Raw genomic sequence first — 23,961 nt, 5'->3', positions numbered from 1 at the left:
CTCCTGGATTCGCCCGCAGGCGTTCCCGTTTCGTGTGCACGGGGCGAGATGCGGTTCTTCGCGCGGGGCCCTCGTGCTAGAATAACTGGACGATGCGGCATCATGAGTCGCACGCAGACCGAAGGAAGAGGAAAGCACCATGTCAAAGGGAACCTACTCGTTCACCACCCCCATCTACTACGTCAACGCGGCCCCGCACCTCGGCACGGCGTACACCACCATCGCCGCCGACACCGTGGCGCGCTACCAGCGCATGAACGGTTACGACGTCGCGTTCGTCACGGGCATGGACGAGCACGGCCAGAAGGTGGCCGACACGGCCGCCGCCAAGGGCATGACCCCGCAGGCCTGGTGCGACTCCATGGAGCCTGCGTTCCGCGAGGCGTGGGACCTGCTGGGCATCACGTACACCGACTTCGTGCGCACCACCGAGCCCCGTCACGCGAAGAGCGTGCAGAAGTTCTGGCAGGACCTCTACGACAAGGGCTGGTGCTACAAGGGCAGCTACGAGGGCTGGTACTGCGTGCACGAGGAGACGTACTACGCCGAGAGCGACCTCGAGAAGAACGAGGAGGGGCAGCTCGTGTGCCCCGACTGCAAGCGCCCCGTGCAGAAGGCGGGCGGCGAGGAGAACTGGTTCTTCAAGCTGTCCGAGTTCGGCGACAAGCTGCTCGCGTTCTACGAGGAGAACCCCGACTTCATCCGTCCCGAGACGCGCAAGAACGAGATCGTCTCGTTCGTGAAGAGCGGCCTGAAGGACCTCTCCATCAGCCGCTCCACGTTCGACTGGGGCGTGCCGCTGCCGTTCGACGAGGGGCACGTGGCCTACGTGTGGGCCGACGCGCTGCTGGCCTACCTCACCGGCATCGGCTACGGCGACGAGGGCGAGCGCGCCGGCGAGTTCGACCGCCGCTGGCCCATGCAGTACCACTTCGTGGGCAAGGACATCACGCGCTTCCACTGCGTCATCTGGCCGGCCATGCTCATGGCGGCCGGGATGCCCATCACCCACACGGTGTTCGGCCACGGCTTCTTGCTCACGAAGGGCGAGAAGATGTCCAAGTCGAAGGGCAACGGGCTCATGCCGGCCGACCTGTGCCGCGTGTTCGGCGTGGACGCGTACCGCTACTACTTCATGAGCGACGTGCAGTTCGGCGCCGACGGCTCCATCTCGCTCGAGCGCATGGTGCAGGTGTACAACGCCGATCTGGCGAACACCTGGGGCAACCTCTGCAGCCGCGTGTTCAACATGACGAAGAAGTACTTCGACGGGCAGGTGCCGGAGGTGCCGGCGTCCGCCGCGGCGCTCGTGGAGGCCAACCCGCTGCGCGAGATATCGGACGAGCTCTACGCCGAGTACGACCGCGCCCTCGGCGACGTGGACTTCACGGCTGCGGCCGCCGCGGTGCAGAAGCTCGCGGGCCGCGTGAACCTGTACGTGGAGGAGTCCGCCCCGTGGAACCTGGCGAAGAGCGAGGAGACCGCCGACCAGCTGGCGGCCGTCATCTACAACGCGCTGGAGGCCATCCGCATCATCGCGCTGTACCTGGCGCCGTTTATGCCGAACACGTCGGCCGAGGTCTTCCGCCGCCTGAGCCTGGGCGACGTCACCGCCGTGACCGACATCGAGGCGGCGACCGCTTGGGGCCAGCTGCCCGCCGGCAACGCGGTGGAGATTGGCGACCCCCTGTTCCCGCGCCTGGACATGGACGCCGTCGACCTGGACATGGAGTAGCCTTCCGTGGCCGACGAAACGCAAACTGACCCCGTGTTCTTCGATACGCTGTTCCACCGCAAGCGCAAGCACGGCAAGTGGGACACCGTCGACGCGCCCCAGCTGGAGGGCCTTGTGGCCGACACGCATGCGCACCTGCAGCTGTTGGACGACCCGGCGCTTGCCTTGGCGCGCTGTGCCGCGCACGGCGTCGGTTTCCTCTGCACCATAACCGATGTGTACGAGGACGGCCCCGTCACGTACGACCGCCTCGATGCCTGGAGGCACGAGGCGGCGGTCGACGTGGCCAAGCTCGTCCACCGCTGTTGAGGCGACCCTTGCCCGCGCGTGCCGCGGGTGCGCATCGCAACCGGCTGCCATCCCCATAACGCGAAGCACTACGACGACGCGCTGGAGGCCGTCCTGCGCGAACGGCTGGCCGACCCGCGCACGGCTGCGGTGGGGGAGATCGGCCTGGACTCCCACTACGATTTCTCGCCGCGCGACGACCAGCGCTCGGCGTTCCGCCGCCAGCTGCGCGTGGCGAAGGAGTGCGGCCTGCCCGTCATCCTGCATGTGCGCGAGGCTCACGACGAGGCGCTGGCCATCATGCGCGACGAGGGCTTCCCCGAGGCGGGAACGCTGCTGCACTGCTTCAACTTGGATTGGGACGTGCTCGAGCCATGGGTCGAGGCAGGTTGCTACGTGGCATTCGGCGGACCGCTCACGTTCAAGAAGGGCGACGACACCCGCGAGGCTGCCGCCCGTGTGCCGGCAGACCGCCTGCTCACCGAAACGGACGCGCCCTACATGACGCCCGAGCCCCTGCGCGGAACCGTCTGCGGGCCCGAGCACGTCATCTTCACGGCCGAGCGTCTGGCCGAAGTGCGCGGCTGCGCGCCCGGCGAGGAACGCGCGGCGCTGCTGCGCCGGCTTTTGGAGAACGCCCGGAGCCTGCTCGACCGCGAGCCGACGGCTTGGCAGCAGCAGGCCGCCCGCCAGTTCTACGCCAACGCCTTCGCAACGCTGGGCGGAGCGGCCCCGGCCGCCGCCGACGGACAATAAGGAGCTGCCCTATGAACCGCCTGATCATCGTAGGTTCGCCCCGCATCGACGGCCGGAGCGCGCACCTTGCCGACCTGCTGTTCGAGTCGTGCATCGACGAGTGCCCCGACGACGAGCTGGCGCTCGCACCGGTGTCGACGCTTGCCATTGAGCCCTGTCAGGGGTGCGATGCGTGCAAGGCGCTCGCCGCGCGCGCCGCAGGCGGCGAGGCGGCGGAGGACGGGCAGACGGACGAGGCGCCCCGCCGCTGCGTCATCGACGACGACATGGCGGAGGTGTACGAGCTGATCGACGCCGCCGACGAGCTGGTCGTGGTGTCGCCCGTGTACTTCGCCGGCGCCCCCGCCCAGCTGAAAGCCCTGCTCGACCGCCTGCAGCCCTACTTCTGGACCGACGAGCGCCATCGGGAGAAGCGTCCGGCCACGCTGCACGTGGTGGGCGAGGGCGGCGACCCGCACGGTTTCGAGCCGCTGGTCGGCGTGGTGCGCTCGTCGCTGTCGTGCGCCGGCTTCGCCCTCGAGCGCGTATTGGACTGGGTGGGCAGGATCGACGAGGAAGGCGAGATCACGGCCGAGGCCGTCGAGCATCCGCTGGCGCCCCTGCCAGGGCGTTCCGCATCCGCCCCCGCGGCGTCCACGCCGCTCGGCGATGCCGAATCGGCCGATGACGGCAAGGATTACGCCCCCGCCTCCGTATCCGACGCCCCGTCCCGTCCCGCGCTGCGCCTCTCGCCGGAAGGCAAATCCTCCCCAGCGGCCGGCAACCCGCCTGCGAAGAACGCCTCCCGCGGCAAGCAGCACGCCTCCGGCACCGCTTCGCAGGGCACGAAGCGCCCCAAGCAGGGATCGGGCAAGCAAGGCTCCCGCAAGCCAGCCGCCGGCAAGCAGGGCCCCGGCAAGCAGGCCGACCGCCCGAAGCAGGGCGGCAAGCGCCGTGGGTAAGCTATCGCCGCTCGCAAGCGCTTCCGCCACGCGCGCCGTGCTGGAGGCCCACGGCCTGACCGCGAAGTACTCGCTCGGGCAGAACTTCCTCGTGAACGACGCCATCCTGCAGAAGATCGTCGCGCTGGCCGAGGTTGCGCCCGTCGACACGGTGCTGGAGGTGGGCCCCGGCATCGGTACGCTCACCATGGCTCTCCTGCAGCATGCGGGCCGCGTGGTGTCCGTGGAGCGCGATCCCGACCTGCCCGCTGTGCTCGCCGAGACGCTCGCGCCCTGGGCCGACCGCTTCGCCCTCGTGCAGAAAGACGCCCTCGACTTGACCGTTGACGACCTGCGCGACGCGCTCGGTCGGCTCGACCCTCCCGAGACCGCCCCCGGCAAGCTCGTGGCCAACCTGCCCTACGCGGTGGCCGCCACCGTCGTGCTCGACTACTTCGAGCGGTTCCCCTCGCTGGGAAGCGCCACCGTCATGGTGCAGAAAGAGGTGGCCGACCGCATGGCCGCGGTTCCCGGCACCAAGAACTACGGCGCCTATACCGTGAAGCTGCGCCTGTACGCCGAGCCGGCCGGCCGTTTCGGCGTGGGCCCCGGCAACTTCTTCCCGCCGCCGCGCGTGGAGAGCGCCGTGCTGCGCCTGGATCGCCGTCCGCTCCACGGTGAGGACGGGGCCCCGCTCGCCGCATCCACGCTCAAGGCGGCAGCAACCATGGCCGATGCGGCCTTCGCGAATCGCCGCAAGACGCTCTCGAACTCCTGCAAAACCTACTTCGCCTCCCGGGGGGTGCAAGGGGCACGCATCGCCGCCGCCCTCCCGCAGCTCCTCGAGCAAGCTGCCGTCGATCCGAAAATTCGCGGAGAGGCATTGGCTTTGGAGGATTTCATTCGCTTGGGAACGGCGCTGGAGGCATTGGGCGCATAAGGGGCGCGGGAGACGTAGAAAGGCTCCCCGTGTGCCGAAGGCGCCTGAATGCCGAATGGAGCCGAAAAGGTCATAGCCGATTCAGCCGAAAATAGTTCCTGAACGGCCGGCCGTCAACTTATGGTTTGCGAAAAGTAACATATCCGTGCAGATTCTGTAGAGTATTGACCAAGGTGGTATAATCTCGCTTTGTGATTTCTGCATAACGGCACACGCGAGAAAGAGTGAGCATGGATTTAGCTAAACAGGCCAAAATCGTCGACTCCATTCATGATACGTTACATGACTTCGTCGGTCAACGCCTGAAAGTGCGCGCCAATATGGGTCGCTCGAAGATCGTCGAGAGCGAAGGCGTGCTCATGCAGGTGCATCCCCAGCTGTTCATCTTGGAGGTCGACCGCAAGCGCGGGCGCACGGCACGGCAGTCCTACCAGTACGTGGACGTCCTCACCGGCATGGTGGAGCTCTCCCAGAACGGCGAGCCGCTGTTCGAGCCCTTCGTCCCGGAGAACCCGCTGGCCGACGCCTCGACGGCAGTCGACGAGCGTGAAGAGGAGACGGTGCTCTCCTAGCGCTCCTCTCACGAAAGACGCCTTTCGGAAGGCGTCGCAAGCTGCTCTCAAGACGGGCGCCGCATTGCGCGGTGCCCGTCTTGCATGCGGTGCCCGCAACTCGCTGACGGGAAGAGGGGGCGAGGCCGGTGGGGGACCTTCCCTACGCTGAATGCACCTTGCCCTCCGCGTCTACGAAGTGCGCCTCCATGATGGCCGGATGCGACTGCGCGAATGCCCGCCCGCGTTCGATGCCCAGCGCCAGCAGCGTGGTGGAGTACCCCTCGGCGTCCAGCGAGCGGCGCGCGATCACGGTGGCTCCCGCGGCATCCGTTTCTACCGGCAAGCCGGTTTCGGGGCAGAGTATATGGTGGTAGAAGGCGCCGTCGCGCTCGAAGCAGCGTTCGTACACCCCGCTCGTGACGGCCGAGGCGTCGCGCACCGCCACGGTGCCCACCACGCCCTCCTTGTCGCGCGGGTCCTGCAGCCCTATGCGCCAGGGCATCCCGCCCGGCTTCTCGCCATGCGCCACCACGTTGCCGCCGAGGTTCACGATGAACGCCTCCAGCCCGTGATCGGCCAGCAGGTCGGCCACGGCGTCGGCGATCCATCCTTTCGCGATGCCTCCCACATCCACCGCAGCCAAAGGGTCTTCCAGCTGCGCGAACGCCTGTCCGCCTGATCCGGTGACTCTATGTGTTTTCCCGCCCTCCGCGGCCGTCGCGGTCGGCTCGTCCCACACCCGCAGCGTGCGCCAGTCGACGTGCGCAAGCGCCTCGTCGATACGCTTGCGTTCGGGAACCGTTCCTTCGTGGAAGTTCCAGAGCCGCACGACGGCACCCATGGTGATGTCGAACCGTCCCTCGCTGTCCGCGCAATAGCCTTGGGCCGCGCGCAGCAGTGCGGCCGTGTCGGTCGCGATGGGCACGGGACGCCCCTTCGCGGCGTTCAGCCGGGCGATATCGGAGTGCGGCAGCGTGCGCGAGAGGCGCCGCTCGAACGAGCGACATGCGGCGCGTGCGGCAGCGTATGCCGTGCGACACTGCTCGGGAGTGCCGAATGCCTGCAGGGTGACGACGGTGTTGAACGCGTAGAACAGCTCCGTTGTCATTCCTCGCTCGTCGGGACCCGTCGTTTGGACGAATTCCTCCAAGGGGATGGGGTCGGATGTTTCCTCGAAGCTCATGCTCCCAGTATAGGCCAAAGGCCCCCTGCTGGAAGGCTGATCCGGATCGGTGTGCAACGCTGCAGCAGGCAAGCACGAAGCCTCGGCTGGAAAAAGGGGAAGGGCCGCTGCCTTAGCGGGCCCTTCCGCATGCGGTGTCGAGCTTAACCTTCGTGCGATGTGCGCTCGGATTCTGCGATGCTCTGGCGGGTGGCAGCGGCGCATTCGGCTATCCGGCGCAGCACCTCGTCGCGCATAGCGGCTACTTCTTCGGGAGTGTCCGCCGTGGAGAACAGCGCTTTTGCGGCTTCGCCGAAGGCGGTCAAGTCGGCGGCGCCGATCTCGGGATTCGTCTGAACGGGCATGATGGTGGCTTCTCTTTCCATAACGTGGTTGGACACAAGGGCTCGCAGGTTAGCGAGCCGAGGACCCGGCCGGGTGCGGGGGGGGGGGGGGGGGGGGGGGGGGGGTTCTTTGCATGATCTCATTTTGATCGCCCCTTTCCGATGCGGGAGGCCGAACGCGCTGTCGCGGTGCGACAACGAGTCGCCTCGATAGCGTTGCTGGGGTAATGTATCATACTACATTAATCATTAAACGATAAATAGCGAACGGAAGCCGAGTTGTAGCGAACGGCATCGGCTTGTTCGGCTCGATTCCCCTTTTGAGCAACTGCGCTTTTCGCCTGAACTGATCGACAAGGCATAATCGAACCTATAGAATAACGGTTGACAACGGGTGCGTATCTGCCGCTTGCTCCTGGAGACGGCAAGCGGCTGGGGGAAGGCGCGAGGAGGCTCCATGAGGTTCAGAGACCAGGTGGTCGCGTTTGATTTCGCTGGCATTCCCATGGTCGGCAACATGAATACGGGATACGCCATCGGCCTGACCGCCGAAGGGGCTGACGTGTGCGAGCGCCTGCTTCGGGAAGAGGTCGCGGAAACCGAGGTAGCCGCCGTCGATGCGGCTCTGCTCGAGCATCTGGTGCGCGGCGGGTTCTTCAGCGACGAGAAACCGGCCGATGCCGTGGTGTCCGCCTACCTGCACGTCACGCAGCGCTGCAACTTGAACTGTGTGGGCTGCTACTCGTATGACGACCAGCGCAACTGCCTGCCCGATGCCCCGCTCGACGCCATCGAGCGCGCGCTCGACGAGCTGACGGCCGCCGGCCTGGCCACGCTCATCATCTCGGGTGGCGAGCCGTTCCTGCGCGACGACCTGCCCGACATTGTGGCCTATGCGAAGCGCACCTGCGGCATCAAGGCCGTCACCGTGCTTTCGAACGGCACCTGCCTTGCCGAAGGGGCCCTGGCTGCGCTCGCGCCGAACGTCGACTGCGTCTCCATCTCGTTCGACGGCTGCTCGGCGTCCGCCCCCGCCTACATTCGGGAAGAGCAGCGCTTCGACGAGCTGGTGGCCGCGGTCAAGGCCGTTCAAGCCGCCGGCATCCAGGCCCACATCATTCCCACGGTGCATGCCAGGAACATCGACGATTTGGCCGAATACGTTCGCCTGTCGAAAGACCTGGGCGCTACTTTGAACTTCAGCCTGCTCACGTGCGCGCCCGACGACGAGCTGGCCGCCCTGTTGCCCGACGAGGAGGCCCTGCGTAAGCTGGGCGCGAGCATCCTCACGCTGGACGGCGGAAAGCCGCTCGCCCTCATGGACGCCCCCGTCGGCCTGAACCTCACGGTGAAGAGGAGCTGCGGCGCCGGCTACCGTGGCGTGAGCATCGCCGCCGACGGCACCGTCTACCCGTGCCATATGCTTCACCGCCCCGAGCTGGCGATGGGCAACGTCTTTGACGGCACGCTTGCCGAGGCGCTGGAGAGCGAGGTTTCCGCACGGTGCCGCGCCCTGGATGCCGCCAACTTCGAGGGCTGTGCCACATGCCGTTACGAGCGAATCTGCGGGGGAGGCTGTCGAGCCCGCTCGCTGTTCGCATCGGGCAGTCTGGAGTCGCCCGACTCCTACTGCGCGATGACCCTAGAGTTCTACGACCGTTTAGGAGCGGCCATGAACGCCGCAATAGAAAACAAGAAAGGAGGTGTGTGATATGCTGTTTTACAGTGAGGTTGAGCCGCGCTCGGTTTGCTATCCCATTGGCATTGTCGGGGGTATTTGCATAGCTCCTGGCATTTAAATTGTTTCGTCGAATCGAAATCCATGAGAGAGCTCTTTCTTTTGAAGGGGCTCTTTGCATTTTCAGATGAGTCGTATCTGGTTGGTAGTATTATTTTCAAAACGAGTTCGATAAGGGATTGGAACGGAAATGTTTAACAGCGAAGTGGATGAGACACGAGTATCTCTATTGCGCATTAACAAAGTATGTGCAGGTATTAGTTTGGCTGTTAAAATGGTTTTTGCCATCATATGTGTTTTTTGGCTGTTTGTAATAGGCTCAATGCTAATAACCTTTTTTAGTTCTGGAGATTTATCGGTATCTGGTATCATTCCAATAATTTTGCACATTATGCGCGGGGTAGTTATAGCGGTACTGTTCATCATACTGATTGGAATCTTCTCTGAAGCAGCTAAAGGCGAGTCGCCATTTACAATAAAGCAGGTTAGAAGGTTAAGACAAATGGCCCTGGCTCTTCTAATCTATGCAATTCTGGAGCTGGTTTTTTCTGCGAGTTCAGTTATGTTTCAGCTTGGCAACCTTAATTCCGGATATCTCTCTACTAGTGGAAGTGCAATTATTACTGTTGATTTCGCACCGCTAGTTGCTTCTGCGGTTATATTTGCGTTTTCATTTGTATTCCAATACGGCGTCCTTCTACAAGAGTTTTCGGACGAAACCCTCTAGGCATCAGCGATGTCCATCATCCTTCATCTGGATCGCATCATGGCTGATCGCAAGATGTCGCTCAACGACCTTGCGGATAAAGTCGGCATCACCAACGTGAACATGTCGCGCATAAAGACCGGCAAGATCAAGGCCATCCGCTTTTCCACGCTCAACGCCATATGCAAAGTCCTCGAATGCGAACCAGGCGACATCCTAAAATACCTCGACGACGATGACGATCCCGATCCCTCCGAAGAGGGCGAGGGCATCTAGCGCCTGCCAACACCCGCACGTTCTATGAACATTTCAAATCCCCATTTGACAAACGCCCCCAATACCGGCAAAATAAGTCCTCGCGCGAGAGCGCACATAACCCGTGGGGATGTAGCTCAGCTGGGAGAGCATCACGTTCGCAACGTGGGGGTCGTGGGTTCGAATCCCATCATCTCCACCACGGAAACCCAATGAGCCCTCATCATGAGATGAGGGCTCATTTTTGCCTAATGTTGGCCTCTAATTTGTTTTGACTAAGGCAGACAAAGGGCTAGAGCGAATCATGTTGATATAATCTATTGGAAGAACCCCTTCAGTATTCATAGCTTGATGCAAGTTTTGCCTCCATATCGCATCACCCTTTTCGATAAAATTGGGATAAGCGTCGACGAGGCAATCGAGTGCCTTAGCGGCCCATTTTTTAAAACTTTCTCTATTAAGGTAGAAAAGGCCACCTGTTGCGTGGCTCGCACTTGCTTCTAGAAGCTGCGAGTTAGAAACAAAAACAGTTACTATTTCTGCCTCCGGAAGCAATTCCTTTTCATTCTTGCGAATCCAGTCGGCATGAGGAATGGCTTGTCGAACATCATCAAGAGGAATTGATTTTTCAACATTTCCATCGGTGTCCTCTGAGTAGATTTTATCTTCGGCAACAAGGCATAGCTTGGGATTGACGATCCAATACGGGTCTGGAGCGCCATTTTCGCTGGAGTTTTTTGATGTGAAGCCTAGAACGGTGCCAAGCTTCTCGTGCCCGGCTTCAAAAACTTTTCCATCAATAGAGGCTAGCTCCAGTTTTATTCCCTCTATTAGTTGTGCGTATTTAGTGGTTGAAGAACAGTTTGTCATGATTTCTTCTATGGCTTCGATAGTGTCACAGAAAAAATCTTCCGATATATCAGCACTTTGATCGCCAAATACTCGGTGTGGTAAAAGCGGAAGCCAACGAAGATTGCTATTGTTTTGAGCTGCCTTTTTGTATCGATCGATACCTGAACTTTGGTATCCGTCGATCCCCTGCTTCGCCAGTATGGAAGCCATGTTGCCCGCACAGACGTTCCAGTAGCATCGATATCCAGCAAGAGAAGGGGCGTTAAGTGCATCCGCAATATTCGAGGCAAGACTGAAAGCTGATTCAAAATCGCCTTTCCATAATGCGTATAAGTAATCCACTTCGTTTTTCGCTGCGCCAAGCATAATATCTTTTATTTGGTTGGCGGCCGCATCTTCTTTTTCTTTGAATGAGTCTCTTAAAGTCACAATTCCGTCTTCTGCTATTTCCCACGATTTGTCTCTATTGAGGAACGCAGCTAAGTCAGATGACATCTCGGCAATGGACGAATATTCTTTAGAATTCCTAACGCCATATTCGAGTTCCGCACGAAGTTCTGGGTTGAGTGACGCTATTCGTGTCTCGCTTGTCAAGTCCTTAAGAATCGACGTTCCCATGATGCATACAGCTGAGAAATCGCTTCCATTTCTCGTACATCTTCCTAAAGCTTGGATAATGCGGGTGCGAATTCGTTCTTCGTAGAGAATTGAGGCATTCATGCATGAAACTAAGAAGTTTTCTTGCAAATTGACGACTTTTGGCAAATCGACGATAAACAACATCCTGCATTCATCGTCAGGGAAGTCTATACCGTCGAAGCGATTAGCGAGAGCGATTACGGCGTCGCTGCTTGAGGTAAAAGAGTTTTTTGAATCAATTATATCGCTTGCGGTAAAGATAGAAGTATTAGGCATATTCGAGCGGAAGAGATCAGCTACCCGTCCAGCCTCTTTGTCAGTTGGAGTTAATACGACGCTGCGTTTTGATACGGAATGCAGGTTAAGCAGGATATTGTCGTGATCTTTACTGCTTAGCGCGAGATCAGGGAGTAATACAAATCTTCTTCCCAATCCCTTTTTGTCCCAGTCGCCGACGACGGGAAGTCGTTTGATGTTCTTGATGCCAGTAATTCTTTCAAGTTCTCCATTTGCGCCAAGGGTGGCCGACATCATGATACGCTGTTTGGTTTTTCTGAAAGGTTCGAATGTTTCGGTTGGCGCTGTCCACGGCCTTATTTGGATCCTTTGGTTGCTCAGATATATGTTACAAGCGTGGAGGTTGGCTTTAAGCCTTTGAAAGGAGTAGAAGTTACCCGAGTTAGTCTCGTCCTTGCTTAAGCAAGCATCTAACTCCTTTTGGATCGTTGGCAAAATATCATATGCAAGTGCCACGGGAAGCAGGTCGCACCATCTTATTTCAGCATGCCCTCCAGAATTCGATGTTAGATAATGGAGGCTCGTTTCATCTAGGCATTCTTGCAAGATGCTTCGCATCACATCAAATGCGATTTCTCCTTTGCGGATATCTATCGACCAATTTGAAAGAATAGGCTCTTCGCTGGAATGAACGTCGTCCATTATCAAAATGTCTACATCATCGAAAAAGCTGTATGAAGCGAAAAAGGAGCTATATGTGGTAACACCCACTGATTCCGACGCAAGGAATTTGCTCTTATCTTGACTGTCGTAATTCCGTTGAGACCCGCAAAATGCAGTAGCGTTCAACCCATATTGATTATTTGCCTGATCGACTACTTGTTTTACCAATTGATTCGTTGGGGTAAGATAAAGAACTCGCTCATGGTTTTTTCTCCTGCGAAATTCTCCAATGAGCATACCGATTAGCGTTTTTCCGCTTCCGGTAGGCAATTCAAATGCAATTGAACGAGATGCTTCTGCATCCATGTACTGTTCGATCATGTGCGATTGATAGTCGAGAAGGCCTTTTATCCTCTTCATTTTATTGTCTTGATACATCTCTTGCGGGGTTGTGTATGCAAGATCCTCTTGTTGGATGGATATAAATGGCATGGAAGCCTCCTTGTAGACGGTCTTGCACATCTTTTTGGAAACAATAGAACTGTGATTCGCAAGGATCATGTTGATCTGACCATTATGATTCATTCATGATTCATTCGCACTGTTTTTGAGTTCAAAGATGCTTGCCTGAAGGCGGCCGAAGAAAGTTTTGTCTCGCATAACAAGCGAAGGACACATCGGTACTTTAGTTACTAAAATAATTGTGATGGTGTACGTACCTTTGGGACGGCATCACGTCCGCAACGTGGGAGTCGAGGGCTTGAATCCCCTCATGTCTACCGAAAAATGTGTCCAATTTCGATTATCATCACAGGTCATCGACCATTTCTGAATTGAATAATCAAATGAGTCGAATTTTAAGAATTCTATAAGTAAGATAATCGCTTGGGAAGTATAGGTAATTCTCGACCCAGTATAGACCTATAATCATGCTGTGGCTGCTAGAATTAAGCTTCCTCTAATAGATAAAAAACTGGTGGCGTGACAATGATTGTACTGAATATACAAGGAGATATTTCTCCTGTCTGCATCTCGGAAAAACTAAAACTATATATTTCGAATCTTCCTAACGATGAACATAATAATTGGAATGAAGGTCTTTGTTCGGAATTGCAAGCAAGTCTGCGGCATTCAGAAATAGTCGCGCGAAAACTCGGCGTAGAGCAGCAAAACAGACTGCGCCGTATATATGAACAGTATTTTCCTCAACAAGATTTGGCAGGGGAAATTGACGAGAATACATGTATTCAAAGTATCGTAGATCGCATGATTTGCATATACTTCGATTATAGTGACACGGATATGCCGATGTTTGACTGGACAACGAACTGTTTTGATGGCAGGTTTTGCGAAGGGGATTATGCCGAGAAAGTTGTTGACTTTATCAACTTCGTGGCTAGAGAGAGAAACGAGTTTATTCCAGCGCCAACACCACAATGGATTTACTCATCAAACCATGATGAAGTGTACCCCCACCGCATGTTTTGGAGTAGCTACGAAACAACTCTGTGTATTGCAAGCTTGAAAAAATGGGGTGAGTTATTCGATGATTTCTTGCACAATACAAATGACTATCTATTGCTTGACTATCTTATGAAATCAATCCATCAAGATAATGAATACAATGAGTATCATTTACTGAAAGCATTTTCTCTATGCCAATTATTTCTAGAGAAAAATAAGGAAAGTGAACTTGACTCAAAGTTACCTAGATTTATTAGCGATAGCTATTCCAAAAAGGAAAGGGAAGAGTGCGCAATCCTGCTTCGCAAGATGAGAAACAAGATAGCTCATGGAGATTTTCTCGCTTTTGAAAAAATAATTGAAGAATTTGCTTCGACGCTTATGGATGGAAGATTTTGGTTTGACTATACGGAATATAGTCGAAAAAACTGGATCATCCAATTTGCTTGCTGTTTACTGGATGATGCTGTTAGGAGACTGATTCAGATGTTGCTACTTGACAGAAAGCGACTGGATGCAATTAGAAATGGTTAGTCGGACAAAGAAAGCCATCGAACTCAAACGCTCGTACTGTTCAGAGGAAAGCTAAAAACTGAACCTGTCGGGGAAACAGCTTTCATTGCGCTTTACCGTCTGGTTGAAAACTTGGTTTCTACGTCGTAGAGAGAAGTCAGATTGCCATCGAGCATGACCTGCTGGTTTCTCGCGACGTGGATAAGGCTCTAACATCAATAGAACCAGAAGAAGCAAAAACAGTGCCGCTCGCCATCTTCGCTCCACCGCTGATTTCGGCGCTATCGCTTTCCATGATCGCCTCATTCGAATGCCGATAAAAGGAGTATGCCCAATAGTCATGCCACTATCAAGTGCGGAGGAGTTTCTTCTTGTCCGCGAAAGCGCGCGGATTCGAAAGCAAAGGACACACCACCATTTAGTTACTAAAGTAATTGTGATGGGATACGTGCCTTTTGGGAGAGCATCGCGTTCGCAACGTGGGGGTCGTGGGTTCGAATCCCATCATCTCCACCACGGAAACTAGATCGGGTCGGAAGCTTGCTTCCGGCTCGATTTTTGTACCTTTCTTGCGTCGAAGAGCGAAACGTGCTATAAAGTACATGGTCGCATTTTTCAAGTGGGGCTTCCAAGCGCCGAGGGTTATCCCTCGGCAAACTTGTTTTAGGGGATCAATTGCGTGAGTTGTAGCTTTTCGTCAATGAGTCCGGGACAGTTGGAAAAGACTCAAAATACTATCTGATCACTTTGGTGTTTCACGATCAATCCGACGATATTTCGGAGCACGTCTTCTCCTATCAGCAGGCTCTTAAGGATAGGCGACTGCCTGACATCCCCTTCCATGCTTCGCCTCTCATGAACGGAAACGACGAGTATGCGAGTATGGGGATGGATGAGCGCAAGCAGCTTCTGGCCGCTTTCTTCGTGTTCACGAGAAAACTACCTGTGACATATAGAACTTTCGCCTACGTGAAAAGGGAGTTCACGGATTCCAAAACCCTTGCTGCTAGGATGCGGCGGGATGTGGTGACGTTCCTATTCGATCATCTGGAATCGTTTCAGAAGTTCGATATCGTAAAGATTTATTACGACGATGGGCAAAGGGTCGTCTCCAATACGCTGCGAGAAGCCGTTAGCTACGCACTTTCGAAAGAGTCCGTTCTGTTTCGAAGGAGCAATGCGACCGACTACCGTCTCTCCCAAGTGGCTGACTTTCTCTGCACGATTGAGTTAACAGCCCTGAAATACGAGGCAAGGGAGACAACTCTAACCGACGATAAGGTTTTCGGCATGGTAGGTACGTTCAAAGGGAATTACCTGAAGAAACTGAGACGAAAGCTGCTTGACTAGAAAAACGAAAGACGCATCGCCATTTTAGCTACTATATATAATGGCAATACTATTTCTGACGGGTCAATGGCAGCACCTCCAATACGTTTTCGATTCAGTCTTTGTCGCCTTTCTGGCGGATATGATGCGGATCGGGTCACCGCCGCTTCTGTAGCAATGGCACACGATGAGAATGCTCGCCCTCGTGCTCGCCCCAAGATGACGAAGCGCTCCTCATCGTCCGAATAATCGGGGTCGTCTATGACCCTGGCATGGAAGTCACCGAACACCTGCTGGCTTAGGCGACGGTCACTCCGTGCTTTCGCTCGTTGGAGGCAACTTTGTCGGAATTCCACTCGAATCCGATTTAGGAAGAATCCGGAACTTTCCCGAATAAGCGGAAAAGGTTCTCGAAGGGGCTCCGTGGGGTCTTTTCAGACCTGCATTCCTTTTCACCTTTGGCGTATGAAGAGACGCTCTTATCGTTCGGGATTGGCCGACCGTTGACCTGCAAAGGGCCGAGGCGGGTTTTTCCCTATCCCGCCCGTGGGAATTCCCGACGTGGGTGCGGCGGCTCAGTATTCCCCGTTCGAAAAGTGTATATTTCGTGAAGGAGAGATCTATTGAAGGTCGAAGGGAGGAGATGCTTGATGAAAGCCATCTTTGCGAGCAAGAAGACGAGATTAGGGCTTTCCCTCACCTGCATCTGCGTTCTGGTCATGGGGTTGGCAGCGTGTGCGCCCCAGCAGCCCAGCAGCGAAGAAGCGAACAAGGGAGCCGAATCCGTGGTGGACTTCAAAATCCCCGCGGCGAACGAGAACGGCATCATCACTGCCGATGCGTGGCAAGAAGTGTACCCCGACGAGTACGCCACGTACAAGCAGAACGAAGAGAACAAGGATCCGGGCGATTACACGCAGATCTACCCGCAGATCCAAACCATTTGGGCGGGCTCGGCTTTCTCGAAGTTCTACGCCGAGCCGAACGGGCACGTCTACTCGCTGACCGACATCAGCGAGACGGGGCGCAACCCCAAGACGGCGAACTGCCTGACGTGCAAGTCGTCTGAGTTCATCCTGAAGCAGAACGCCGACCCCACGCTGAACACCTCGGACATCCACGAGATGGAGGCCCAGGTCACCGAGCCTATCAGCTGCTACGACTGCCATGAGAACAGCCCGGCCGAGGGCTCCAAGGCCATCCGCCAGTTCTTCGTGAACGCGGTGGGCGACGACGCGAGCAAGGTGCCCGAGGGCGCCATGTCCTGCGGCCAGTGCCACAACGAGTACCTGTTCCCGAACGAGAACAAGTCGGCCGAGAACCCGTGGAAGGGCCTGGCCGAGGCCACGCCGGAGAAGGTGCTGGCGTACGAGAACTCCATCAACTACGTCGACCACACGAACCCGACGAACGGCACGAAGCAGATCAAGGTGCAGCACCCCGAGTTCGAGACGATGTACGGTGGCGACATGGCCCCCATGGCCAAGCAGGGCTACAGCTGCTCCGACTGCCACATGGGCACGACGAAGAACGCTGACGGCAAGGAGTTCGACAACCACAACTGGTCGAGCCCGCTCGACAACGAGGAGCTCATCGCCAACGACTGCTCGCAGTGCCATGCCGACATCAAGGCCGAGGTCGCCGCGAAGCAGAAGGTTGCCATCGACCGCGTCAACAGCATCGGCAACAAGCTGGTCACGCTGAACAACAAGCTCTCCGAGATCGTTGCGAACGGCTCGATGGGCGAGGATCAGCTGAACAAGCTCCGCGACCTCAACCGCACGGCCCAGTTCTACTGGGATTGGGTCATGGTAGAGAACAGCGATGGCGCTCACAACTCCGCGCTCGCCCAGGACACGCTCAACAAGTCCGAGGCGGCGGTGGATCAAGCTCTGGCACAGATCTAAACGAAACGCGACCGGTCTCTCCGCCGCGCTGGAGAAGGGAAGGCCCTCCGCTTTCCCTTCCCGGCGTATTGCACCAAAACTCGGCCGCAACGGGCGTGCCTCACACGAAATTGGGGGCAAAACGGGCTAATTCCCCCCAAATGGGTGATAGGCGCATCGCCGGTCGAGGGCTAGTATGCATGAGGTAACGTGCCTGTGTCGAAGGTCGGGCGGGAAACCCGCGAGCCAGCCGGAACGCACGGGCAATCGAGGATGCAAGAAAGGGGGTTATGGAGATGAGCGAAGAGGAAACCAAAGTGGAAGCCGCCACCGAGACAGCCGCGACCAAGGACTCCACGACCGATGTGGAAACCACGGATGAAGCCGTGAAGGCGGAAGGCGCCGAAGCCGGCGAGGCCGCTCCCAAGAAGAAGGGGAAGAAGTGGCCGATCGTTGTCGGCGTCGTGGCGGTTGTTCTGATTGCAGCCGGTGCCGGCTTCTGGGTTTGGCATGAGCAGCCGAGCTTCTGCAATGCCATTTGCCACACGCCGATGGATCCGTATCTGCCGACGTACGAGGCGGAGCCGGGCCAGGCGGCTGTGGACAAGTGGGGCAACGACGTTGAGGACGCCAGCGGCATGATGGCCGCGGTGCACCGCGTCTCGAAGGATCAGGGCGGCGCCGAGGCCACGTGCATGAGCTGCCACGTTCCGACGATCGGCGAGCAGGTGTCCGAGGGCATGGCATGGATCACGGGCAACTACTACTACCCGCTCGAGGAGCGCGACGTCGACCAGCTGGTAGAGGCGCGCGGCTTGGAGAGCGGCGACGAGTTCTGCCTGAACGAGTCCTGCCACAATCTCACGCGCGAAGACCTGAAGCAGGCTACGTCCGAGCTGGGGCAGTACAACCCGCACCAGCCGCAGCACGGCGAACAGGAGTGCAGCAGCTGCCACAAGGCGCACCGCGCATCGGTGAACGCCTGCACGCAGTGCCACAGCGAGTCCTACGTGCCGGAAGGCTGGCTGACATACCAGCAGGCCAGCAAGCTTACCGCGTAAGGTTCGCCAGCGCCGAATAGCGTCCTCGGACGCAAACCGCATAACGAAGAGGGAGCCCGCCTCAAGCGTCTTGCTTGGACGGGCTCCCTCTTCAAAGGCTCGACGAACGGAAACGGCAAACCGGGCCGCATGGTCGGCGGGGGTTTGCACCGTGCCGAACGGGGAAAACCCGCGGCAACATGGTGAATCTTTGAATTCACCGTGCTTCCGTTCCTCGGAACTTTGGGGTACGTGACAATTGATCGTAAGACTCTTGAGGAGGAGGCGAGCGTGAACACGAAAACGAAGCGGCGGCTCGTGGTGGTCACCGGCATCATCGTCATCGTGCTGGTCGTTGTCCTGGCCGTCGTCGGGGGCAGTTCGTCGGCGAAGTCGGTGACGATTGCCGACATGGCGAACGGGCAGTATGCCGACCAGAAGGTCCAGGTGTCGGGCAACGTGGTGGAGAACTCCTTCTCCACGGAGGACAACGTGCTCACGTTCGATATGTACGACCCTGCGGGCGATCAGACGCAGTACCTGCGCGTCAAGTACGAGGGAGGCGTGGCGGCCACCTTCGGCAACGACGTCACGGCCATCTGCACGGGCAAGGTGGGCGCCGACGGCGTGCTGCATGCGACCGAGCTCGTGACGAAGTGCCCGTCAAAGTACGAGAATTCCAGCAACGCGCTCGGCGTGGCGCAGCTTGCGGATTACGGGGACAGCGTTCTGGACAAGCCCGTGAAGGTTACCGGCACGGTGAAGGACGGTACGCTTGCCGCGGCGGGACAGGGCGACCGCTTCGTCCTCGTGGACGCGGAGGGCGCGCCCGAGCTGTCCGTGCTGTTCGGCGACGCGCTGTCCGACGAGGTGAGGGACGGCTCCACGCTCGTGCTCACCGGCTCGCTCAACGAAGACGGGAAGTTCCATGCCACCGAGGTCTCGCTCGCTGGATAGCATGAGCGGCCCGGCCATCTCGTAAGCTTGGCGGCCGCGCGCGCGGCCGCAACGAAGGGAAACCTACATGTCAACATTCGGTCTGATTGGACTGCTCATCTCGTTTGCGGCTGTCGTCGTGTCGATCGTCTGCCTCGTGGCGGGCGCGATTGCAGGGCACAAGCGTGCGAGCGGCGTGGCGGAGACGCTCACCTGGGGCGGCCATGTGGCGGCCCTCGTGTCCGCGGTGGGGCTCACGGCGTGCTGCGGCATCCTCGTGTACTGCTTCATGACGGGCGACACGTCCATCGAGTACGTGGTGCGCTACCACAGCAATGCGGCAGGCGCCGATGCATGGCTCTACCAGCTGGCGGGCCTGTGGGCCGGCCGCGAGGGCTCGCTTCTGTTCTGGGCCTGGCTCATCTCGCTGTTCAACTCCGTGGTGGCCGTGCGCAACCTGAAGCGGCAGGAGAAGCTGGATTCCATGGCGCTGCTCGTGGCGCAGATCGTGCTGGCGGCGTTCGTGGGCGTCACGCTGTTCTCCGAGAGCAACATGCCGTTCACGGCCCTGGCCGCCCAGTACCTCGACGCATCGGGCAACCTGCGCGGCGAGGCGGCGCTCTGGGGCATGAACACGCTCTTGGAGCACTGGGCCATGGCCATCCACCCGCCCACGCTGTTCGTGGGCTACGCCGGCCTCACCATCCCGTTCGCCTATGCCATCGCGGCCGTCATCGTGAACGATTCCTCGAAGGCATGGGTCGTGCGCTCGCAACGTTACGCGCTGTTCTCCTGGCTGTTCCTGGGCATCGGCATCGGCCTGGGCGCCGTATGGGCCTACGTGGTGCTCGGCTGGGGCGGCTACTGGGGCTGGGACCCCGTCGAGAACGCGAGCCTGCTGTCGTGGCTCGTGGGCGTGGCGCTCATCCACAGCTTCACCGTGTACCGCCAGCGCGGCGCGTTCAAGCGCTGGTCGGTCATGTGCGCGTGCCTCACCTTCGCGTTCGTTATCGTGGGCACGTTCATCTCGCGTTCGGGCCTCGTGCAGTCCGTGCACGCGTTCGAGGGCGACAACGTGTCGCTCGTGCTGTTCGGCGGCCTGATTGCCGCGTCGGTGCTGGCCGGCATCGTGGGCCTCATCGTGCGCTGGAAGTCGTTCGGGCCTGCCAAGGCGGGCGGCGACGATATCTCCAGCATGATGTCGAAGGACGCGGCCTACTACTTCAACAACCTCATCATGATCGTGTTCACCCTCATGCTCACGTTCATGACCATCGCGCCGGCGCTGCCGTTCAACCTGAAGTTCTCCACGGGAACCTACGACGCCATCGCGCGGCCCTTGGGCGTCCTGTACCTCATCGTACTCACGGTGTGCCCGCTGCTGTCGTGGGGCAAGACCGAGGGCAGGCAGTTCTGGAAGCGCGCCCGCATCCCCGGCGCCTGCGCGCTCGTGCTGTTCGCGGTGCTCATGTTCTACTTCGCCACGTACCTGCTTCCCAGCTACCAGGCGAACGTCGCGTACTACCAGGAGCTGGCGGCGCAGGGCAGCGTCTCTGCCTCCGATATGCTGTCGACGTTGAGCCCTGCCTGGTACTATAACGGCCTTGCGGTCGTGGGCCTGCTCGTTGCCAGCCTGCTGCTGTTCAACTCGCTGTTCATGCTGGGCCGCGGCATCCGCGCCTACCGCGAGAAGCACGGCGGCAACGTGTTCGGCGCCGCGTTCGGCATGCTGGCGAACCGCGCCGCCTCGTTCGGAGGCTTCGTGTCGCACCTGGCCATGGCCGTGATCCTGGTGGGCTTGATCGGCTCTTCCATGTACGTGACCGAGCGCGTGGGCTACGTGGGCTACGACGAGGCCACGGATTCGACCACCGAGGACTTCACCATCCAGGACTTCACGCTGAAATACACGTCGAACACCATCGAGGAGATGGCGAACGGCGACGACATCCTGTACACCGTGAACTACGACGTGTTCAAGGATGGCGAGTTCGTGGGCTCCGTGTCGCCGGCCGTGCAGCTGGTGCAGTCCACGCAGCAGCAGAAGCTCGTGGCGGGCGTGATCTCGTTTCCCACGGAGGACCTGTTCGTGGTGTACAAGGGCGTGAACACCAACGGCGACTTCTCCATGGACGTGCGCGTGAACCCGCTCATCACGCCCGTGTGGGTGGGCTTCGGCCTGCTGATGGTGGGCGTTCTGATAGCCACCGCTGGGCGCCGTGGCGCGAAGCGCAAGTTTGACGAGGAGCCTTCCGGCGACGATCTGCCGCACGAGGCTTCGGCCGCGAAGGTCGAGGGTTCGAGCGTGGCTTTCGAAACCGTTGCCGACGTGGTTACGGCCGACGGTGTGGTCGAGGCGGTGGTCAAGGGGGCCGTTGACGTCGCTCTGGGTTCCGCGTCGGTTGCGGCCGCATCGAAGGCCGACGAGAAGAAGAGGGAAGAGGCGTAACGCGCCATGGAAGCTGCGGTTGAGCCTGCGATCAGGACGAAGAAGCTCTCGAAGGTGTTCGGCAACCGCAAGGCGGTCGACAACGTGACCATCGAGGTGCCGCAAGGGGCGTTCCTGTCCATCTTCGGCCCGAACGGGGCGGGGAAGACGACGCTTCTGCGCGTGCTGTCGACGCTGTCCCGCGTCACGTCCGGCATGGCCACGCTGATGGGCGTGGATTTGAAGGACGAACCCGACAAGGCGCGCGACCACATCGGGCTCATCTCGCACAACTCGATGCTCTACCCGGATCTCACGGCGGAGCAGAACCTCATGATCTACGCGCGCCTCTACGGGGTGGCGAACCCCGAGGCGCGCGTCATGGAGCTCTTGGAGGCGGTGGAGCTGAAGCACCGCCGCCTCGACGTGGTGCGCACGTTCTCGCGCGGCATGACGCAGCGCCTCTCCATCGCCCGCGCGCTCATCCACGACCCCGGCGTGGTGTTCCTGGACGAGCCGTACTCGGGCCTCGACCCGCATGCGGTGGAGATATTCGACGAGCTCATCGAGCAGCAGCGCGAGGGGCGCACGTTCGTCATGGTGAGCCACGATCTGCAGAAGGGCTTCGCCATGTGCACGCACGCGCTCGTGCTGGCGCGCGGCCGCGTGGTGGCCTTCGACGAGAAGGGCTCGTTCGACTTCGACGAGTTCTCGGCGCTGTACCGCTCGACCGTTGGCATGGGGGTGGCTTGAGATGGCGGCCGAGAAGGGGGCGCCCGTGCGCACGGCGGGCGGCGTGGCGCTGAAGAAGCCCTCCACGTTCCAGCAGTACAAGACGCTTCTGCGCAAGGATTTGGAGCAGGAGTTCCGCACGAAGGAGATGCTCACGTCCATGGGCATCTACGCGCTGCTCGTGATCATCGTGTACGGCGCGGCGCTCGCGCAGACCTCGCAGACCACCGACGTGCTGCAGATGAGCGGCGGCCTCCTGTGGGCGCTCATCGTGTTCACGTCGCTGCTGGGCCTCAATCGCTCGTTCGCGCACGAGAAGGAGCAGGGCTGCCTGGAGGGCATCCTGCTCGTGCCCATGGACCGCTCGGTGGTGTTCCTGGCGAAGGCGACGTCGAACCTGCTGTTCCTGCTGGTGGTGGAAGTGATAGCCGTGCCGCTGTTCTACTTCTTCTTCCTGACCACCACCACGCCCTCGGAGAGCTTCTGGCTGCTGGTGGTGCCGCTGCTCGTGGGCACCGTGGGCGTGGCGGGCATCGGCACGCTCCTGTCCACCATCACCATCAACACGCGCGGCAAGGACGTCATGCTGGCCGTGCTGTTCATCCCGCTGATCTTCCCGCTGCTCTACGCCTGCGTGTCGGCGACGACCGCGGCCATCGTGGGCGCGGAGGGGTACGCGGACGTGATGCTGACGTCGCTGGTGCTCGCGGGCGGCTACGACGTGATCATGATCCTCGCATCGTGGGTTCTGTACGATTTTGTAATCAGCGCTTAGCGTTCCGGCGGCCTAACGGCCGTCGGAACTGCCCGACGCTGCGAGGCGCCGAGGCACCCCGCCTTGCCGCTTCTTCGCTTGCCCCCACGTGCGAAAGCACGCTCGGCCGCGAAGCACGGCAATTCGGGGCACCTCAACGCCTCTCGCTGACAGGGCAGGACCTATAATAGTTGGACGAGTAGAGAGAAGGGGTGTTCATGTCCGAAAAGAAAAAGGCGCCCAAGCTTCCGGAGGCGGGGCAGTGGCCCGACCGGATTGCGCCGGCGGTGCTCGTGGCGGGCATCGTGCTGTCGACGGTGGGCTTGCTGCTGGCGTTTTTCTGGGCCTCGCCCGTGAACGGCGCCGCGGTGAACGGCGTCGAGATGATCGGCGGGCAGATGGTCACCAACGTGCTGCTGCTGTCGCAGAAGATCTTCTACTTCCACATGCCGGTGGCCATCACGTCGTTCGTGGCGCTGGCGTTCGCAGGCTACTACGCGGTGCGCTTCCTCATGACGAAGAACCGCCGCTTCGACACCTGCTCGAAGATAGCGATGGAGGTCGCGCTTTTGTTCGTGGCGTGCACGATGATCACGGGAGACTTGTGGACGAGGTTCGAGTGGGGCGTGTGGTGGACGTGGGATCCGCGCCTGACCACGTACCTCATCCTCATGCTCATCATCATCGCGTACTTCATCCTGCGCAACGCCATCGACGAGCCCGAGCGCCGCGCCACCTACGGCGCCGTGCTCGCCATCATCGCGCTTATCGACGTGCCGATCTGCTTCATGGTGACGCGCCTCATCCCCTCGAGCATCCACCCGGTGGTCGTGCGCGAGGGCGGCATGTCGGGCGACATGGGCATCACGCTCATGTTCTGCCTGGCCGGCATTGCCATGGTGGGCTTCGCGCTGTACCGCCTCCGCTTCCGCCAGGTGCGCTTGGCCGAGCGCGTGGAGGCCCTGAAGGAGCAGTTGGAGGACTGATTGGTTCCCCCGTTCTGCCGAACGGCAGAACGGCTCGACGCTGCGGCGCTCCGCAGCACCCCGCCTCGCCGACGTTGAAACGACCTATGAGTTGAGAAGGAGAT

At 59.2% G+C, this 23,961-nt stretch carries 20 protein-coding genes, 1 tRNA gene and 1 pseudogene; 19 read left to right on the top strand and 3 right to left on the bottom strand.

Going from position 1 to position 23,961, the window contains the following annotated elements; genetic code table 11:
• Positions 1-139 precede the first annotated feature (139 nt).
• The 6 genes from metG to BN3560_RS05150 all read left to right on the top strand — a co-directional run bounded on the left by metG (position 140) and on the right by BN3560_RS05150 (position 5,211).
• Positions 140-1,735, top strand: coding sequence for a methionine--tRNA ligase (metG, locus tag BN3560_RS05175; RefSeq protein ID WP_096227262.1), 1,596 nt, complete (start codon positions 140-142; stop codon positions 1,733-1,735).
• 6 nt (positions 1,736-1,741) lie between these two features.
• Positions 1,742-2,044: a nitrate ABC transporter substrate-binding protein gene (locus BN3560_RS05170; protein WP_087192038.1), complete on the top strand. Its 303-nt coding sequence runs from the start codon at positions 1,742-1,744 to the stop codon at positions 2,042-2,044.
• Between the two features lie 18 nt (positions 2,045-2,062).
• Entirely contained in the window at positions 2,063-2,779 is a 717-nt protein-coding gene (locus tag BN3560_RS05165; protein ID WP_096227261.1) for a TatD family hydrolase, read from the top strand.
• A gap of 11 nt (positions 2,780-2,790) precedes the next feature.
• Positions 2,791-3,720, top strand: coding sequence for a flavodoxin family protein (locus tag BN3560_RS05160; protein WP_096227260.1), 930 nt, complete (start codon positions 2,791-2,793; stop codon positions 3,718-3,720).
• On the top strand, positions 3,713-4,639 hold the full coding sequence (gene rsmA, locus BN3560_RS05155) for a 16S rRNA (adenine(1518)-N(6)/adenine(1519)-N(6))-dimethyltransferase RsmA (RefSeq protein ID WP_096227259.1): 927 nt from the start codon (positions 3,713-3,715) through the stop codon (positions 4,637-4,639). Before BN3560_RS05160 ends, rsmA begins: the two co-directional genes overlap by 8 nt.
• 230 nt (positions 4,640-4,869) lie before the next feature.
• The gene (locus tag BN3560_RS05150; protein WP_096227258.1) at positions 4,870-5,211 is read left to right on the top strand and encodes a Veg family protein; all 342 of its coding nucleotides are present in this window, start codon (positions 4,870-4,872) and stop codon (positions 5,209-5,211) included.
• Positions 5,212-5,353: 142 nt separating this feature from the next.
• Here BN3560_RS05150 and BN3560_RS05145 read toward each other — a convergent pair whose 3' ends face one another.
• Together BN3560_RS05145 and BN3560_RS05140 are read right to left on the bottom strand one after the other, a co-directional pair.
• On the bottom strand, positions 5,354-6,376 hold the full coding sequence (locus BN3560_RS05145; RefSeq protein WP_096227257.1) for an FAD:protein FMN transferase: 1,023 nt from the start codon (positions 6,374-6,376) through the stop codon (positions 5,354-5,356).
• Positions 6,377-6,519: 143 nt separating this feature from the next.
• Positions 6,520-6,720 carry a hypothetical protein gene (locus tag BN3560_RS05140; protein WP_087192044.1) on the bottom strand — a complete coding sequence of 67 codons (201 nt, stop codon included), beginning with the start codon at positions 6,718-6,720 and terminating at the stop codon, positions 6,520-6,522.
• 436 nt (positions 6,721-7,156) lie between these two features.
• Here BN3560_RS05140 and BN3560_RS05135 point away from each other — a divergent pair, with 436 nt between their 5' ends.
• The 4 genes from BN3560_RS05135 to BN3560_RS05125 all read left to right on the top strand — a co-directional run bounded on the left by BN3560_RS05135 (position 7,157) and on the right by BN3560_RS05125 (position 9,600).
• Entirely contained in the window at positions 7,157-8,410 is a 1,254-nt protein-coding gene (locus BN3560_RS05135; RefSeq protein ID WP_096227256.1) for a radical SAM/SPASM domain-containing protein, read from the top strand.
• A 217-nt stretch (positions 8,411-8,627) separates the two neighbouring features.
• On the top strand, positions 8,628-9,164 hold the full coding sequence (locus tag BN3560_RS14305; protein WP_123649873.1) for a hypothetical protein: 537 nt from the start codon (positions 8,628-8,630) through the stop codon (positions 9,162-9,164).
• 9 nt (positions 9,165-9,173) lie between these two features.
• The gene (locus BN3560_RS05130) at positions 9,174-9,419 is read left to right on the top strand and encodes a helix-turn-helix domain-containing protein (protein WP_096227255.1); all 246 of its coding nucleotides are present in this window, start codon (positions 9,174-9,176) and stop codon (positions 9,417-9,419) included.
• A gap of 105 nt (positions 9,420-9,524) precedes the next feature.
• Positions 9,525-9,600: transfer RNA gene (locus tag BN3560_RS05125), tRNA-Ala, on the top strand.
• A gap of 59 nt (positions 9,601-9,659) precedes the next feature.
• Here the strand turns inward: BN3560_RS05125 and BN3560_RS05120 are convergent.
• Positions 9,660-12,281, bottom strand: a complete 2,622-nt coding sequence (locus tag BN3560_RS05120; RefSeq protein WP_161959448.1) for a DEAD/DEAH box helicase — start codon at positions 12,279-12,281, stop codon at positions 9,660-9,662.
• Between the two features lie 489 nt (positions 12,282-12,770).
• Here BN3560_RS05120 and BN3560_RS14300 point away from each other — a divergent pair, with 489 nt between their 5' ends.
• From BN3560_RS14300 to BN3560_RS05075, 9 genes and pseudogenes are all read left to right on the top strand, one after another.
• Positions 12,771-13,787: a hypothetical protein gene (locus BN3560_RS14300; protein WP_123649874.1), complete on the top strand. Its 1,017-nt coding sequence runs from the start codon at positions 12,771-12,773 to the stop codon at positions 13,785-13,787.
• Between the two features lie 693 nt (positions 13,788-14,480).
• A pseudogene (locus BN3560_RS05115) lies at positions 14,481-15,116 on the top strand (DUF3800 domain-containing protein); the annotation flags it as partial.
• Between the two features lie 629 nt (positions 15,117-15,745).
• On the top strand, positions 15,746-17,002 hold the full coding sequence (locus BN3560_RS05105) for an ammonia-forming cytochrome c nitrite reductase subunit c552 (RefSeq protein ID WP_096227253.1): 1,257 nt from the start codon (positions 15,746-15,748) through the stop codon (positions 17,000-17,002).
• A gap of 275 nt (positions 17,003-17,277) precedes the next feature.
• Positions 17,278-18,042: a cytochrome c-type protein Cgr1 gene (gene cgr1, locus BN3560_RS05100; RefSeq protein ID WP_096228587.1), complete on the top strand. Its 765-nt coding sequence runs from the start codon at positions 17,278-17,280 to the stop codon at positions 18,040-18,042.
• A 270-nt stretch (positions 18,043-18,312) separates the two neighbouring features.
• Entirely contained in the window at positions 18,313-18,978 is a 666-nt protein-coding gene (locus BN3560_RS05095) for a cytochrome c maturation protein CcmE domain-containing protein (protein ID WP_096227252.1), read from the top strand.
• Positions 18,979-19,045: 67 nt separating this feature from the next.
• Positions 19,046-21,406 (top strand): heme lyase CcmF/NrfE family subunit, encoded by a 2,361-nt coding sequence (locus BN3560_RS05090; protein WP_231897346.1) that lies wholly within the window; start codon positions 19,046-19,048, stop codon positions 21,404-21,406.
• 30 nt (positions 21,407-21,436) lie between these two features.
• Positions 21,437-22,138, top strand: coding sequence for an ABC transporter ATP-binding protein (locus tag BN3560_RS05085; protein ID WP_414842615.1), 702 nt, complete (start codon positions 21,437-21,439; stop codon positions 22,136-22,138).
• A gap of 1 nt (position 22,139) precedes the next feature.
• Complete coding sequence (locus BN3560_RS05080; RefSeq protein WP_096227250.1) at positions 22,140-22,892, top strand: heme exporter protein CcmB; 753 nt, start codon at positions 22,140-22,142, stop codon at positions 22,890-22,892.
• 197 nt (positions 22,893-23,089) lie between these two features.
• On the top strand, positions 23,090-23,857 hold the full coding sequence (locus BN3560_RS05075) for a cytochrome c biogenesis protein (RefSeq protein WP_096227249.1): 768 nt from the start codon (positions 23,090-23,092) through the stop codon (positions 23,855-23,857).
• Positions 23,858-23,961: the final 104 nt, after the last annotated feature.

This window comes from Gordonibacter urolithinfaciens, from assembly GCF_900199375.1.
Classification (GTDB): domain Bacteria; phylum Actinomycetota; class Coriobacteriia; order Coriobacteriales; family Eggerthellaceae; genus Gordonibacter; species Gordonibacter urolithinfaciens.
This window is presented reverse-complemented; position numbering and strand designations above follow the sequence as displayed.